The organism is Bradyrhizobium sp. RDM12, assembly GCF_051917485.1.
Taxonomy (GTDB): Bacteria; Pseudomonadota; Alphaproteobacteria; order Rhizobiales; family Xanthobacteraceae; genus Bradyrhizobium.
The window spans coordinates 837,897-852,536 of the sequence record NZ_CM133064.1; the positions used below are offsets into that span (position 1 = coordinate 837,897).

The 14,640-nt window shown below is 64.1% G+C and carries 8 protein-coding genes and 6 pseudogenes; 9 read left to right on the plus strand and 5 right to left on the minus strand.

All coding sequences use genetic code 11. The annotated features are described in order from the left end of the window. Positions 1-3: 3 nt before the first annotated feature. Positions 4-452: pseudogene (locus tag ACTGJ9_RS04020) on the plus strand (helix-turn-helix domain-containing protein); the annotation flags it as partial. Position 453: 1 nt separating this feature from the next. Here ACTGJ9_RS04020 and ACTGJ9_RS04025 read toward each other — a convergent pair. After that, positions 454-999, minus strand: a pseudogene (locus ACTGJ9_RS04025) (ATP-binding protein); the annotation flags it as partial. A 77-nt stretch (positions 1,000-1,076) separates the two neighbouring features. Here ACTGJ9_RS04025 and ACTGJ9_RS04030 point away from each other — a divergent pair. From ACTGJ9_RS04030 to ACTGJ9_RS04040, 3 genes and pseudogenes are all read left to right on the plus strand, one after another. Beyond that, a pseudogene (locus ACTGJ9_RS04030) lies at positions 1,077-1,199 on the plus strand (hypothetical protein); the annotation flags it as partial. 112 nt (positions 1,200-1,311) lie between these two features. After that, entirely contained in the window at positions 1,312-1,512 is a 201-nt protein-coding gene (locus tag ACTGJ9_RS04035; protein WP_456675590.1) for a hypothetical protein, read from the plus strand. Then, positions 1,493-3,562, plus strand: coding sequence for a recombinase family protein (locus tag ACTGJ9_RS04040; protein WP_456675589.1), 2,070 nt, complete (start codon positions 1,493-1,495; stop codon positions 3,560-3,562). The genes ACTGJ9_RS04035 and ACTGJ9_RS04040 overlap by 20 nt, the downstream gene beginning before the upstream one ends. 34 nt (positions 3,563-3,596) lie before the next feature. Here ACTGJ9_RS04040 and ACTGJ9_RS04045 read toward each other — a convergent pair. Both ACTGJ9_RS04045 and istA read right to left on the minus strand, forming a co-directional pair. After that, positions 3,597-3,917: pseudogene (locus tag ACTGJ9_RS04045) on the minus strand (ATP-binding protein); the annotation flags it as partial. Then, positions 3,895-5,416 (minus strand): annotated as a pseudogene (gene istA, locus ACTGJ9_RS04050) (IS21 family transposase). The pseudogenes ACTGJ9_RS04045 and istA, both read right to left, overlap by 23 nt. Positions 5,417-5,537: 121 nt before the next feature. Between istA and ACTGJ9_RS04055 the strand changes: the two are divergent. Next, a pseudogene (locus ACTGJ9_RS04055) lies at positions 5,538-6,263 on the plus strand (integrase core domain-containing protein); the annotation flags it as partial. 136 nt (positions 6,264-6,399) lie between these two features. On the opposite strand, the gene ltrA reads toward ACTGJ9_RS04055, so the two are convergent. Further along, positions 6,400-7,776: a group II intron reverse transcriptase/maturase gene (gene ltrA, locus ACTGJ9_RS04060; protein ID WP_456676024.1), complete on the minus strand. Its 1,377-nt coding sequence runs from the start codon at positions 7,774-7,776 to the stop codon at positions 6,400-6,402. Between the two features lie 619 nt (positions 7,777-8,395). Between ltrA and ACTGJ9_RS04065 the strand changes: the two genes are divergently transcribed. The 4 genes from ACTGJ9_RS04065 (at position 8,396) to ACTGJ9_RS04080 (ending at position 13,026) form a co-directional block, all read left to right on the plus strand. Beyond that, positions 8,396-9,436: an MBL fold metallo-hydrolase gene (locus tag ACTGJ9_RS04065; RefSeq protein ID WP_456676025.1), complete on the plus strand. Its 1,041-nt coding sequence runs from the start codon at positions 8,396-8,398 to the stop codon at positions 9,434-9,436. 87 nt (positions 9,437-9,523) lie between these two features. Then, complete coding sequence (locus tag ACTGJ9_RS04070) at positions 9,524-9,691, plus strand: hypothetical protein (protein WP_456676026.1); 168 nt, start codon at positions 9,524-9,526, stop codon at positions 9,689-9,691. A gap of 298 nt (positions 9,692-9,989) precedes the next feature. Beyond that, complete coding sequence (locus tag ACTGJ9_RS04075; protein ID WP_456676027.1) at positions 9,990-11,195, plus strand: MFS transporter; 1,206 nt, start codon at positions 9,990-9,992, stop codon at positions 11,193-11,195. A 115-nt stretch (positions 11,196-11,310) separates the two neighbouring features. Beyond that, entirely contained in the window at positions 11,311-13,026 is a 1,716-nt protein-coding gene (locus tag ACTGJ9_RS04080) for an N-acyl-D-amino-acid deacylase family protein (protein WP_456676028.1), read from the plus strand. Between the two features lie 194 nt (positions 13,027-13,220). Here ACTGJ9_RS04080 and ACTGJ9_RS04085 read toward each other — a convergent pair whose 3' ends face one another. Then, complete coding sequence (locus ACTGJ9_RS04085; RefSeq protein ID WP_456676029.1) at positions 13,221-14,570, minus strand: MFS transporter; 1,350 nt, start codon at positions 14,568-14,570, stop codon at positions 13,221-13,223. Positions 14,571-14,640 lie beyond the last annotated feature (70 nt).

Consider the following 14,640-nt stretch of genomic DNA (forward strand, 5'->3'; position numbering starts at 1 on the left):
TCCATGCCCTGGAACGAGGTGTCGGTAATGGATCAACGACGCGAGTTTGTGCGGCTTGCCTTGCAGGAGGGGACGAACCGTCGGGAGTTGTGCCGGCGGTTCGGGATCAGCCCTGATGTCGGCTACAAATGGCTGAGGCGTTGGCAGGCTGGAGATCATGACCTGGCGGATCAGTCCCGCCGGCCCAAGAGCACGCCCAAGCGGAGCGTGCCTGAGGTCGAGGCGCGGGTTGTGACGATGCGCGACAAGCATCCGGCCTGGGAGCGCGCAAGATTGCCCATTGCTTGAAGCGCGGCGGCCAGACTGTGCCGGCGGCCTCCACGGTGCATCAGATCCTGTGCCGGAACGAGCGGATCAAGCCGGGCGAGAGGGCTGCACCAAGCCCTTCAGGCCACCGGTTCGAGAAGGACGCGCCCAATCAACTGTGGCAGATGGACTTCAAGGGGCACATTGTCAATCGGCGTTCGACTGGGACCCCCTATCGGCATCCAAAAGGGACCCCTTTGAGCGGCGTGCTCTGCTGGTAGCGCTCGGGTCGTCGGAGCTGGTCGGGGTTGCGGAGACGGCGCGAGCGCGGGTTGTTTGAACATCGTCGCGGCTTTTGAATCGCCAGCTGTCGTTGCCGGTCTCGACGATGTCGCAGTGATGGGTCAATCGGTCGAGTAGCGCGGTGGTCATTTTGGCATCGCCGAACACGCTCGGCCATTCGCCGAACGCAAGATTGGTGGTGACAATGATCGAGGTGCGCTCGTAGAGCCGGCTGATGAGATGGAACAGGAGCTGACCGCCGGATTGCGCGAACGGCAGATAGCCCAGCTCGTCGAGAACGATGAAGTCCATGCGGGTCAGATGCTCGGCGAGCCGTCCCTGCCGACCGTTGCGGGTCTCGGTCTCGAGCCGGTTGACGAGGTCGACGACGTTATAGAAGCGGCCACGGGCGCCGGATCGGATGCAGCTTCGCGCGATAGCGATGGCCAGATGGGTCTTGCCGGTGCCCGTCGAGACAGCGTCACAATGCCGGGTGTCTGGCGTTCGAGGTTTTGATCCTCTATCCGTTCCATCCTCGGGCCGGGCAGATGGTGCAGGTCGAGCACCGCAAGCGCTTCGCCGGCGAGGACCATTTGGTCGTGGTGCAGCCCGACGGGACACTCGCCCTAATCCCGGCCTGGATGAGCGAGGATATTGCTCGCTCTGCAACGCTCACAGCAAGCCCTCGGTTGGCTGTCGAAAGGCTCGTCGAGCTGCGGGCGCGAATCGATGTGCTTATCGCCTCTCGAGGCGGGGCGCGGCCCCTGCGTGAAGGAGGGGATCATGCAACCAAGACGCTACTTGCAACGAAGCCTGTTCGAGGAGGATCGCCAGACGCCCGCGATTCCGGCGTCGCAGAGAAGCACTCTCGTCCGCCTGATCGAGAGGCTGCTGGTCGAGGCCCTCGCCGACGGCGCCAATATCGAGACGGGCACGCCAACCGCAGAGACGAGGGAGGCCGCTCATGAGCAAGGTCACGCCTGAGCACCTCGCCCGTCAGGCCGTCGTCTACATCCGTCAGTCGACGCCTGATCAGGTCGCCCACAACCTGGAAAGTAAGCGCCGTCAGTACAATTTGCCGGAGCGCGCGCGACAGCTGGGCTGGAGCGATGTTGCCGTCATTGATGACGATCTCGGTCGCTCCGGTGGTGGCGTCGCGAGGCCCGGCTTCGAGAAGCTGCTGGCCGCCATCTGTGAGGTGCGCGTCGGAGTCGTGGTCTCGATCGAAGCGTCGCGGCTCGCACGCAACGGTCGCGACTGGCACACCCTGCTCGAGTTCTGCGGTCTCGTCGGCACACTGATCGCCGACGAGGACGGCGTCTACGATCCGCGACAGCCCAACGATCGCCTACTGCTCGGCATGAAGGGTACCATGAGCGAGATGGAGTTGTCGGTACTGCGCCAGCGTTCGCTCGAAGCGCTGAAGCAGAAGGCGCGCCGGGGCGAGCTGTTCATGACGGTCGCCGTCGGCTACGTGCGGGTCGGCCACAACCGTATCGAGAAGGACCCGGATCGGCGCGTCGGCGAGGCGATTGCGCTCGTCTTTGCCAAGTTCACCGAGATGCAGTCGGTGCGTCAGGTGCACCTCTGGTTCAGACACGAGCGCGTTCCGCTGCCGGCCGTCACCTATGGCGCCGAAGGCCGCCTGGTCGAGTGGAAGCTGCCGGTCTACAACACGATCCTGCACATTCTGACCAACCCAATCTATGCGGGCGCGTATGCATTCGGGCGCACTGGCAGCCGCATCAGCATCGAGGCCGGCCGCAAGAAGGTGGTTCGCGGCTTCAAGAGGGAGCGCAAGGATTGGGAGGTGTTGATTCCGAACCATCATGAGGGTTATCTGAGCTGGGCGGACCATGAGAGGAACCTCGGCCTGATTGCGGATAACGCCAACGGCAAGAACCCGATGAGCCGCGGTGCCCTGCGCCGAGGTGAGGCTCTGCTCGCCGGCCTGCTGCGCTGTGGCCATTGTGGGCGCAAACTTCACGTCGCCTACTCCGGCAAGGACGGCAACACCGGTCGCTACCATTGTCGGGGCGGCGCCAACAATCATGGCGGTGACCCTTGCATCTCGTTCGGCGGCATGCGGATCGATCGTGACGTGGCCGCCGAGGTGGTCGAGCGCCTGCAGCCGCTCGGTATCGAGGCGGCACTCGCCGCGCAGGCTGCGCGCAGCCGTGCGAACGAAGACAAACGCGGCCAAGTCGAACTGGCGCTGGAGCAGGCTCGCTATGAGGTCGGGCGGGCGCGCCGCCAATACGATGCCGTCGATCCCGCCAATCGTCTCGTCGCCGCCGAGCTGGAAAAGCGATGGAATGACCGGCTGGCGGTCGCGCGCAATCTGGAGACCGAGCTGGACGCACTGACGGCTTCGCCCGCTGTTGATCTCACACCTGCCGACCGGGAGCGGCTGATGACGCTAGGCGCCGACCTGGAGCGTGCTTGGTCGAGTGCCAGCGTGGCCCCCGAGACGCGCAAGCGGATCGTGCGAACGCTGATCGACGAGATCGTCGTCCGCGTCGAGGACACCACGCTCGATCTGGTGATCCGCTGGCACGGCGGTGACCACTCCGCTCTCAAGGTCAAGAAGAATCGCTCCGGCCAGCACCGCTGGAGCGCAGCGGGAGAGACAGTCGATCTCGTGCGCGTGCTGGCGCGGCAGATGCCGGACAAAGCGATCGCGTCGGTGCTAAACCGCTCCGGCAAGACCACGGGGCGCGGCAATGGCTGGACCAAGTCGCGAGTGTGCAGCTTGCGCAGCCACAACGACGTCGCAGCCTATCGTGAAGGCGAGCGCCACGACCGCGGCGAGGTCACTCTGGACGAGGCGGCCGCGGCCCTCTCCGTCAGCCCTTCAACCGTGCGACGTCTGATCAAGGACGACCAGCTCGCGGCGGGCCAGCTTTGCAAAGGGGCACCTTGGATCATCAAAGCAGCCGATCTTGAGCGTGCTGACGTCAAACGAGCCGCCACCGCGCGGCGCCTCAGACGTCCGCCGTCCGGCACTCCGCTACAAAAAGAACTGGAACTCTAACGAGATAGAAAGGTGAGCATTATGAAGCGGGCTCGGTTCCGCCGACCAGGACGACGTTGCGTTGCTGGGCGATGAAGCCGCCGCCAGCGAGATCATTGACGAGAGTCTGATTGATCGGCGTCCCGTCGAACTGGAAGTCGGCGATGTCCTTGGCAAGCGGCAGCTTGGCGATGGTGAGCTGGTACTTGATCGAGCGGGCCTGCTTCTCGTTGATCTCGGCGTTGAGCAGGTCGCCGACAATGCGCTGGGGTTCGTGCTGGCGCTTGACCGCAGTTGCCATGATCTCATCGAAGGCGGCCTTCATGCCGTAGAGCTTGAGCTCGCCCATGAGGTCAAAGATTTGGGTTCGTTCCATCAGATGGTCCTCCGGAGGTTGTCGTAGCGGGCACAATCGGCGATCGGTGCATGGCGCAGCGTCAGTGCGGCCGGCGTCATGATGTTGGCCGGTGGGGCGGGTTCACGTTGACGGGCCAGGATATTGAGCACGACATCGGCGGAATGGACGCTGTGACTGAGCGCTTCGGCACAGGCCGCTTCCACCGCGGACAGACCGTCAGTCAGCACCGCGTTGAGGATGTCGACCATCTGCCGATTGCCATCGTCGGTGCTGGCCAGCTTGCGCCGGACCCGCTCGATCGCGGCCGGCAGCACCCAGTCTTTGAAGGGAGCACCGTTGCGCAAGGCGCCGGGTTTGCGAGCGAGCACCGGCACATAATGCCAGGGGTCGTAGACGGTATCGCCGCGGCCAAAGGATCGCGGATGCTCGGCAACGATCCGGCCGTCCTGACGGATCACGATGCGATCGGCATAGGCTTGAACCTCGACCGGTCGTCCGACTGCGCTGGCTGCGACCGAGTACTTGTTGTTGTCGAAGCGCACCAGGCAGGTCTTCGAGACAGATGCTGTCACTGCATGGAAGCCGTCGAAACGGCCGGCATAGGGAACGAGTTTGGGGCGTTCGGCTTCGAACACGTCCCAGATCGTCTGATCGGCCAGCTCCGGATGACGATGAGCCTTGGCGTAGGCGATGCATTTGTCGAGCAGCCAGGCGTTTAACTCGTCGAGGTTTTTGAACCGCAGCCGCGGCGTGAAGAAGCGTTCCCGGACCAGCCCGACCTGGTTCTCGACCTGCCCCTTCTCCCACCCCGACGCTGGCGTACAGGCGACCGGATCGACCAGATAGTGGCTGCACATCTGCAGGAAGCGGCGATTGTAGAGACGGCCTTTACCGACGAAGATCGTCTCTACGGCGGTCTTCATGTTGTCGTAGATGCCGCGGGTGCAGGTGCCTTTGAACAGGGCGAACGCCCGGTCGTGGGCGTCGAACACCATCTCCTGCGTCTCCCGCGGATAGGCCCGCACGAACAGCATGCGGCTGTGACAGAGCCGGACATGAGCAGCCTTCACCATCACCGTGGTGCCGCTCAGCAGGACGACCTCGTGGCTCCAGTCGAACTGGTAGGCTTCACCTGGTGCAAAGCTGAGCGGCACATAGGCCGACGCTGTCGAGCTGCCGCGTTCCTTGCTCCACCGTCGTGCGTATCGACGAACCGCATCATAGCCGCCGGCGTAACCCAGGCCGCGAAGCTCTTCGAATAGCCGGATCAGCGTCAGCCGTTCCCGCGCCGCCTTGCTCTCATTCCCTGCCAGCAACCGGTCAAGCTCGGCACTCCAGGCACCCATCTTCGGGAGCGGCTGCGTCTCGCGCTCATACCGGAACTCCGTCGCTTGAGAACGAATGACCTTGCGAACCACCTTCCGCGATACGCCAAGTTCTCGGCAGATCGCCTTGATCGGACGACCATCAACAAAGTAGGCGCGACGGATCTTACCAATCGTCTCCACCACCAGCATCCCAACCTCGGCTTCCATGACTCGATGGAAGCCACTGTGGACCCTTATCCCGGGGTCCCGATTGGATGCCGATCACCCCGAAAACGGGGTCCTTATTCCATGCCGAAACACACACATGCCGCTCGCCGACGGAAAGCGGTGTCATCCGCTCACCATGGTGGACGATCACTCGCGCTATGCCCTGTGTCTGAAGGCCTGCGCCAATGAGCAGCGTCCTGACGTGCAGAAGCACCTGATGGACACCTTCCGACGCTATGGGCTGCCGGAGGCCTTCTATCTCGACAACGGCTCTCCTTGGGGCGACACGTCCGGCGTTCGCTGGACTGCGCTGAAGGTGTGGCTGCTCAAGCTCGGCGTCAGGGTGGTCCATGCCAGGCCGCGTCATCCTCAGGGCCGAGGCAAGAACGAACGGTTCCATCGCAGCCTGAAAGCGGAAGTGTTCGCTCTGCGCACGTTCCGCACTTTGGCGGAAGTTCAATGCGCCCTTGATCGCTGGCGCACGATCTACAATCTGGAGCGGCCTCATGAGAGCTTGGGCATGGGCATCCCTGCCGATCGTTACCGGCCAAGCTTGCGCGTCATGCCGGAACGCATGCCAAAGGTCCAATACGACGCCGCAGAGATCGTTCGCACCGTCTCCTCAACGCGGAGCTACATCGCCTTCAAAGGCCATATGTGGAAAGTCCCACAAGCCTTCTGCGGCGAGCAGCTGGCCGTCAGGCCGCTCGACCGCGACGGCACTTACGGCATCTTCTTTGCAAGCTGGCAGGTCGCATCAATCGACTTGACCTCCGGCCAACCCGTCAGTGATGTGTCCGAACAGCCGTCAGCTATGTCTCCGGTCTAAACACTTGACCGGGCGATCCAGTATTCCAGAGACAGCGAGAGGTACGGAGAAGCCGCGGATCGGGATAGGGGAAGCCTCACGGCTTCACCCTCCCACACCACCGGACGTACGGGTCCGTATCCGGCGGTTCGCTGGATTAAGCGGGTCGCAGTGCTGCGATGGAGCGTAGGCCGAGTGAACGCAAGAAGGCGTTTGGCAAAGCAGTGTTGAGCGCGGGGCTTTGAGCGAGCCGCCAAGGGCCACGTGGGCTGCCGGCGGTTTTCGCCGCTAGGTCCCGGCCGACGCCGCGGCGTCGCAGCTCATCGAAGCGGGTGCGTCCGCATCTCCACTGTTTCCAGACGATGGCGCGCAACCGTCGCCTGATCCACTCATCAAGGGCGCGCAGCACCGACGGCGTTTGGCAGAAGCCGAAGTAGCCGCGCCACCCGATCAGGTAGATTGACAGCTCCTTGACGATCTGCACGAGGCTTCGCCCGCCCGTGCGCCGCGTCAGCTCCCGAACTCTCGCCTTGAAGCGGGCGATCGCCTGCGGCGCAATGCGCCGCCGCGGTGCTGTCCCGCCGGTGAAGCTAAAGCCCAAAAACTTGCGGGCGCTCGGTTTGGCGACCGCACTCTTGGCCCTGTTGATCTTCAGCTTGAGACGCGTTTCGAGGAACTTTTCGATGCCCGCCAGCACCCGTTCGCCCGCCTTCTGACTGCGCACATAGATGTTGCAGTCGTCGGCGTAGCGCACGAAGCGATGGCCGCGCTTCTCCAGTTCCTTGTCCAGCACATCCAGCATCAGGTTCGACAACAGTGGCGAGAGCGGTCCACCTTGCGGCGTGCCCTCCTCCGTCGGACTGACCAATCCTCCCTCCATCACACCCGCATTCAGGAAGGCGCGGATGAGCTTCAGGAGATGCTTGTCAGCAACCCGTTTGGCAATGAGCCCCATCAGGATGTCGTGGTTGACCCGGTCGAAGAACTTTTCCAGGTCGATGTCCACAACGAAGGCGTACCCGGACGCGATGTACGCCTGCGCCCGTTCCACCGCCTGATGCGCCGAGCGGTTCGGCCGGAAGCCGAAGCTCGCCTCGGAGAACGTTCCGTCCCAATCTGCCTGCAGCACCTGCAACACCGCCTGCTGAATGAAGCGGTCAAGCACCGTCGGGATGCCGAGCGGCCGCAGGCCACCCGACGCCTTCGGTATCTCCACCCGCCGTACCGGCTGTGGCTTGTAGGTGCCGCCAAATAGCTGGGTCCGGATCGCGAGCCAGTGCTCCTTCAGATAGGCCGGCAGTTCGCCGACGGTCATCCCATCGACGCCTGCCGCGCCCTTGTTGCGCGTCACTTGCGCCAACGCTTTCTTCAGGTTCTCACGCTCGACAACTGCTTCCATCGACGGTCCTGCGACCGCCGGGTGTTCGAGGCTGGCCTTCGCCGCACTTGCTTCGGTCTCTCGGGCGGCGGCGGTCAGGGCTTCACCCTTCGCTCCGGTGCCCGAGTTCAGTTCAATCTGATTCTTCTGCCGCATGGCTCGCACGAGATCGACCGCTCTACTGACCACTTCCAGCGTTCAGGCCTTCGGCGGCGCGCCGCCGCCTACTATGCCCTCTGCTGACTTCTGCGCGGCGATCAGGCCGCCTTGCGGCGACCTCAGTCCCGTTGCCGGGACACCGTGCAGACCTCCCGAGGTAAGACCGACCGCCTTCGCCGCACGCCCGCCGGATCTACCACCCCGGCCCTTGATGACCGTGGACTTCGCGATCAACGGCTCGCTCGTCCGGCCGGGTAGGCCTCGTTATCCGGTGTTTGTCCATCGAGCCGCGGCTTTGCTCCACGCTGTCTTCAGACCCCACCTCACGATGACGCCCTTGCGCTTCGCTAATCCTTCGCCGTCATCAGGCTGGATAGAGGACTTCCACCTCCAAGCTGTCGTTCATACTCGGCACACCGTACTGGATTCCCCGCTTTCGCGGGGAATGACAGCAGTAATTGAGGCGCCAGCTTAGCGCTCCTTACGCGAGACGCCACGTCTGGACCCCACCGCGCAACAAAAATCTTCCAAATTTTCTTATTTCAACAGCACATTACTTCTCTTCATAGTCCCCGGCGTAGTAGAATCCTCGAAACCAGTCCACGCCGGTCCTGCCATGATCTTTCGCCAGCTCTTCGACAGCGTTTCGGGCACCTACAGCTACGTCCTTGCCAGCCGTCCCGGCGGCGAGGCGCTGATCCTCGATCCCGTGCTGGAGAAGGTCGATCGCTATTGCCAGCTTCTGCGCGAGCTCGACCTCAAGCTGGTCAAGGCCGTCGACACCCACCTGCACGCCGACCACGTCACCGGCCTCGGCGAGCTACGCGACCGCACCCATTGCATGACCGTGATGGGCGACCAGACCAAGGCCGATGTGGTGGCCATGCGCGTTGCCGACGGCGACAAGGTGACGATCGAGGGCTTGTCGCTCGACGTGATGTACACACCCGGCCACACCGATGATTCCTATTCCTATCTGATGGGCGACCGCGTCTTCACCGGCGATACGCTCTTGATCCGCGGCACCGGTCGCACCGATTTCCAGAACGGCTCGTCGCGCGCGCAGTACGAGTCGATTTTCAACCGGCTGCTCAAACTCCCCGACGAGACGATGGTGTTCCCGGCACACGACTACAAGGGCGACACCGTCTCCACTATCGGCGAGGAGAAGCGCTATAATCCGCGACTCCAGGTGCGCTCGGTCGACGAATATATCGAGCTGATGGCGAACCTGAAGCTGCCCAATCCGAAGATGATGGATGTGGCGGTGCCGGCCAACATGCATGTCGGCCTGCATCAGGAAGAGCTGGAGAAGGAGGGCCGCGCGCTCAGCGCCGCCGAGGCGATCCGCTCGCTCGGCCGACCCGATATTCTGCTGGTTGATCTGCGTGAGAGCAATGAGCGGATGAAGCACGGCATGCTCGAGGGCGCGCTGCACACGCCCTATCCGAGCGTCGAGGAAAGCCTCAAGCCCGGCGGCATGCTGCGCGAGGTCGCGGCCGCCATGGGCCGCCGCGTCGTGTTCTTCTGCGCCTTCGGCGAACGCTCGGCGATGGCGGTTGCCGCCGCCAAGGAGGCCGGCCTCTCCAACACCGCCCATATCGCCGGCGGCATCGATGCCTGGAAGAAGGCGGGCGGGCCGGTGGTACACGCCTGACGTTCATCGTCGCGGGCTTGAGATAAGTCAGGAACCGCACATGTTTTGCGGGTAGGTTCGATGCAGCATCACCATCCGGGACCAGTCATGGCCAAGATCGGAAGTAAGCCTGCCAGGCCGAGCGACCCGCCGAAGACTGCGGACGATAAGGCCAAGAAGCGCCAGCCGCCACGCGACACCGACGACGACTACGAGGACGGCGACATCGCCACGCCGAAGCGCGATCGCTACGGGCCGGACGACGAGCCGTTGTGAGGTGCCGAGGCGGCGTTCGCTTTCAGAGCATGCACCGCCCCCTCCGCCGTCGTCCTGGCGACAGCCAAGGACCGATTGCCCCAGGGAGTAGTTTGGCGGAGACTCGTCGTCGGGGCTGCGCCGATCACAATCGAGGAAGCACGCGGTATGGATCCTGGTTTTCGCCAGGACGACGCTGGGCAGGCATCGAGCCGGCCTCACGCCCCACCCGCGCTACCTGCCATGCGCCCGCGTTCATGGACAAATAACCGCCGTCCCCGATAGTTTGCGCGCCTCCTGGGAGTGAAACGGAACTGCAATGGTCGACGTTCTCGCCGCACCGCAACAAGGCAAGGCGGACAGCGCGCTGCGCACGCTGACCGGGATCTCGATCGCGCATTGGGTCAGCCATTTCCATCTGCTGGTCCTGCCGATGCTGTTCCCGTTCCTCAAGACCCAGCTCGGCGTCGGTTATGTCGAGCTCGGGTTCGCGCTGACCGTGTCGGCCGTCGTCTCCGGGCTGACGCAGGCGCCGACCGGCTATCTCGTCGACCATTTTGGCGCGCGCAAGATCCTGCTGGGCGGACTGACGCTCGGCGGGCTCGCGCTGATCCTGCTGGGCCTGCATCTGAGCTACACCTCGCTGATCGCCTGCGCCGTGCTGCTTGGCCTCGCCAACAGCGTCTATCATCCCGCTGATTACGCGATCCTGGCCGAGCACATGGACGAGGCGCGGATGGGTCGCGCCTTCTCGATCCACACCTTTGCGGGCTATTTTGGTGGCGCCGTTGCGCCGGCGATCGTCGCCGCACTGATCACGGTGTCCGGTGGCGTCGGCGCGTTGATCGCCTCGGGCGCGATCGGCGTGCTGGTGGCAGTGCTGCTGGTGACGATGAACATTCCCGACGCCGGCGCCCACCAGACCAAGCCAGGCAACGCGAGCATGCCGAAGCAGGCCGTCATCACGCCGGCGCTGATCACGCTGACCGCGCTGTTCATGCTGCTCAGCCTGTCGGTTGCCGGCATCAACAATTTCGGCGTAGTGGCGCTGATGAGCGGCTACGGCGCAACCTATTCCATCGCCAATGTCGCGCTGACCGCGTTTCTCGGCTCCAGCGCCGCGGGCGTGCTCGCGGGCGGTTTCCTCGCCGACCACACGGAGCGGCATGGCTATGTCGCCGCCGCCTGCTTTGCGGCAAATGCCGCCATCGTGCTGCTGATCGCGCTGGTCACGTTGCCGGGCTGGGCCTTGACCGCCACGATGGCGACCGCGGGTTTCCTCTCCGGCGTGATCGCGCCGTCGCGGGATATGCTGGTGCGCAATGCGGCGCCTCCGGGTGCTGCGGGTCGCGCCTTCGGCATCGTCTCCACCGGCTTCAATCTCGGCGGCATCGTCAGCCCGCTGCTGTTCGGCTGGATCATGGACCAGAGCGCACCACACTGGGTGTTCGGCGCTTCCGTGATCTTCATGGTCGCAACGGTCGTGCTGTCGCCGTTTACGGAGCGGAAGCAAGCCAGGGCATAGCGACAAACTCAGCTGTCGTCCCGCCGGAGGCCGAGACCATGGGTCCGGATCTGCGCTTCGCCTGCCTGGGGCTGAGAGATGCGCAAAACAGCAAAGCAAAACGGGAAGAAACCACATGAGCACCCCTGACCTCGTGATCCGCGGCGGCACCCTTGCGGACGGACATGGCGGCGAGCTGTTCGAGGCTGACGTGGCCATCACCGGCGGCAGGATCAGCGAGGTCGGCAAAGTCTCAAGCAAAGGCAAAGGAGAAATCGACGCGCGCGGCAAGCTGGTGACGCCGGGCTTCGTCGACGTTCACACGCATTATGACGGCCAGGTCACCTGGAGCCAGGACATCACGCCGTCGTCGCAAAACGGCGTCACCACCGCGATCATGGGCAATTGCGGCGTCGGCTTTGCCCCGTGCAAGCCGGCCGACCACATCCGCCTGATCCAGTTGATGGAAGGCGTCGAGGATATTCCCGAGCCGGTGCTGAGCGCCGGCATTCCGTGGGCGTGGGAGAGCTTTCCCGATTACATGGACTGGCTGTCCAAGCGTGATTTCGACATCGACGTCGGCGCGCAGCTGCCGCATGCGGCGCTAAGGGTCTATGTCATGGGCGAGCGCGGTGCACGCCGCGATCCCTCGACCGCGGAAGACAATATGGCGATGGCGAAGCTCGCCGCCGAGGCGGTGCGCTCCGGCGCGCTCGGCTTCTCGACCTCGCGCACGCTCAACCACCGCACCTCGACCGGCGATTTCACGCCGACGCTGAAGGCGGGCGAAGACGAGCTCACCGCGATTGCCGGCGCGATGCACAGCCAAGGGCGTAGCGTGCTGCAATTCGTGCTCGATCTCTCCACCATCCACGAAGATCTGCCGATGATGCTGCGGGTGGCGGACAGCACAAGGTGCCCGATCTCGTTCTCGATCACGCAAAACGACAAATCGCCGAACCGCTGGCGCCAGACTCTGGACGAGATCAATGCGGCAGCCAAACGCGGCCTCTCCATCACCGCGCAGATCGCGGCGCGCCCGGTCGGCCTGCTGCTCGGACTCGAGCTGTCGCGCAACCCGTTCCAGACCCATCCGAGCTACAAGGCGATCGCGCATCTGCCGCTGAAAGAGCGGCTGGCGCGGCTGCATCAGAGCGAGGTACGCACGGCAATCCTGAGCGAGATGGCGACCGCGACCGACGATCCGCTGTTCTTCCGGCCCAACTACGACAAGATGTTCCTGCTCGGCGATCCCCCTGACTACGAGCAGCCGCCGGAGAACGCGCTGGGCCCGCAGGCGCGCAAGCAGGGCCGGCAACCGGAAGAGCTCGCCTATGACGCGATGCTGTCGGACGACGGCCGCGGCATGCTCTACGTGCCGTTCCTCAACTATGCCGACGGCAATCTCGATGCGACGCGCGAGATGCTGATCGATCCGCAGTCCGTGCCCGGCCTGTCCGACGGCGGCGCGCATTGCGGCATCATCTGCGACGCGAGCTTCCCGACCTATCTGCTGACGCACTGGACCCGTGATCGCAAGCGCGGCGAAAAACTCTCGATCCCGTTCGTGGTCGCGGCGCAGTCGCGCAAGACCGCGCTCTCGGTCGGGCTCACCGATCGCGGGCTGATTGCGCCCGGCTACAAGGCCGACGTCAACATCATCGATTACGACCGGCTGCATCTGCATCCGCCGAAGGTGCATTACGACCTGCCGGTCGGCGGGCGGCGGCTGCTGCAGGATGTCGATGGCTATGACGCCACGATCGTGTCGGGCGTGGTGACGCGGCGGCAGGGTGCCGCGACGGGGCAGAGGCCGGGGAAGCTGATTCGTGGCGCGCAGGGCGTGAATTAGGCCCGTGAGGCGCAAAGGCGCGTCGACGCATTCAGTGTCTTCCCGGCGAAGGCCGGGACCCATAACCACAGGAAGTGGTTTGGCGAAGATTCGTTGTTGGTACTTCTATCTTCTGCAATCGAGAGATCACGCGGTATGGGTCCCGGCCTTCGCCGGGACGACAGGCGTGATTGTAGTTGGCTCTTAGCCACCCCTTACGTCGGCGATACCGCGCCCTTTAGCGGCGCGGCCTGCGCCGCCGCACCACGGGTCAACCGCGCCTTCTCAGTGTTCGGCCAGAGCAGCAGCAGGCCGACGACGCCGGATCCGACCATCACCACTGCGTTGATGGTGAAGCCGGTCATGTAGCCGGCGACCATGCTGCCGGCGCGCTGGATCACGGTGCCCATCACCGTCGGCGCGATGATGCCCGAGAGCGTGTAGAGCGCACCGTAGATCGCGATGATGGCGCCGCGCTGCGAAGCCGGCGTGAATTCGCCGAGCATCGGCGGGCAGACCACATAGATCGCCCCGCAGAGACCTGAGCCGACGACGAGCAACGCGATCTGGAGGCCCGCGCCCTGAACGTGCGGCATCGTCGCCAGGATCAGGCCGCCGATGATCAGCGGCACCGAGCCGAGCACGCCGCGCGAGATGCGCGTGGTGTAACCGCGCGCCATCATGACCTGCGAGATCCAGCCCGTCAGGATGACGATGGTGGCGCCGAACACCCAGGGCAGGATCGAGATGAAGCCGGCCTGCTGCTGCGAGAAGCCGAGACCCGTGATGATGAACGCGGTGAACCAGGTCAACCCGAGCGACAGCGCCCAATAGGCGCCGAAAGTCGCGATCACGCAGCCGAGGAAGGTGCGCGAAGTCAGAAGCCGGACGTAAGGAATCTTCGGCTCATTGGCGGCGAGCGCCTGCGTGTCCTCGAGCGGGCCCTCCTTGCCGAGCGCCAGCCAGGCACAGACCCAGATCAGGCCGGCGACACCGAGCGCGCCGAAGGCGTAGTGCCAGGAGTGATTGACGATGACCCAGTTCAGCGCGGGCACGGCGAGGATGACGCCGAAGGCCGAGCCCTGCGACAGGATTGCGGTCGGCAGCGTGCGCTTCTCATCCGGGAACCACTTGTAGATCGCATGCGCGGCAACCGAGAAGGCCGGGCCTTCGCCCGCGCCGAGCACGATGCGGCAGATCAGCAGCGTGGTGAAGGAAACGGTGCCGACCATCGGAAACTGCGCCAGCGCCCAGACCACCGCGAGCGTCAGCAGCACCCAGCGCGTCGGCACCTTGTTGACGATGAAGCCGACCACGATGGCCGAGACCGAGAACAGCATGAAGAACGAGGAACCGAGCATGCCGAATTGCGCAGGCTCGAGCTTCAGATCGGTCATGATCGGCACGCCGGCGAGGCCGACGACGATCTTGTCCGCGAAGTTCACCACCATGAAGAGAAAGAGGAGAAAAGTGACAGTCCAGGCGCCCTTCGGCGTTTCCTTTGTGGTCCCTTGGGACACCCCTGCCGTCCTGCCCACCGCATTGGGCGTTCCCTGAGCGCTCATCGTTCTCCCCGTATGACCTTTTTTCGGTACTTTTGATTTGACCGTCTCTGGAGCTAACAACGGCTTGAAC

Coding starts and splice junctions, on each gene's coding strand:
- ACTGJ9_RS04035 (WP_456675590.1), top strand. CDS start 1,312: ATGCAACCAAGACGCTACTTGCAACGAAGCCTGTTCGAGGAGGATCGC.
- ACTGJ9_RS04040 (WP_456675589.1), top strand. CDS start 1,493: ATGAGCAAGGTCACGCCTGAGCACCTCGCCCGTCAGGCCGTCGTCTAC.
- ltrA (WP_456676024.1), bottom strand. CDS start 7,776: ATGCGGCAGAAGAATCAGATTGAACTGAACTCGGGCACCGGAGCGAAG.
- ACTGJ9_RS04065 (WP_456676025.1), top strand. CDS start 8,396: ATGATCTTTCGCCAGCTCTTCGACAGCGTTTCGGGCACCTACAGCTAC.
- ACTGJ9_RS04070 (WP_456676026.1), top strand. CDS start 9,524: ATGGCCAAGATCGGAAGTAAGCCTGCCAGGCCGAGCGACCCGCCGAAG.
- ACTGJ9_RS04075 (WP_456676027.1), top strand. CDS start 9,990: ATGGTCGACGTTCTCGCCGCACCGCAACAAGGCAAGGCGGACAGCGCG.
- ACTGJ9_RS04080 (WP_456676028.1), top strand. CDS start 11,311: ATGAGCACCCCTGACCTCGTGATCCGCGGCGGCACCCTTGCGGACGGA.
- ACTGJ9_RS04085 (WP_456676029.1), bottom strand. CDS start 14,570: ATGAGCGCTCAGGGAACGCCCAATGCGGTGGGCAGGACGGCAGGGGTG.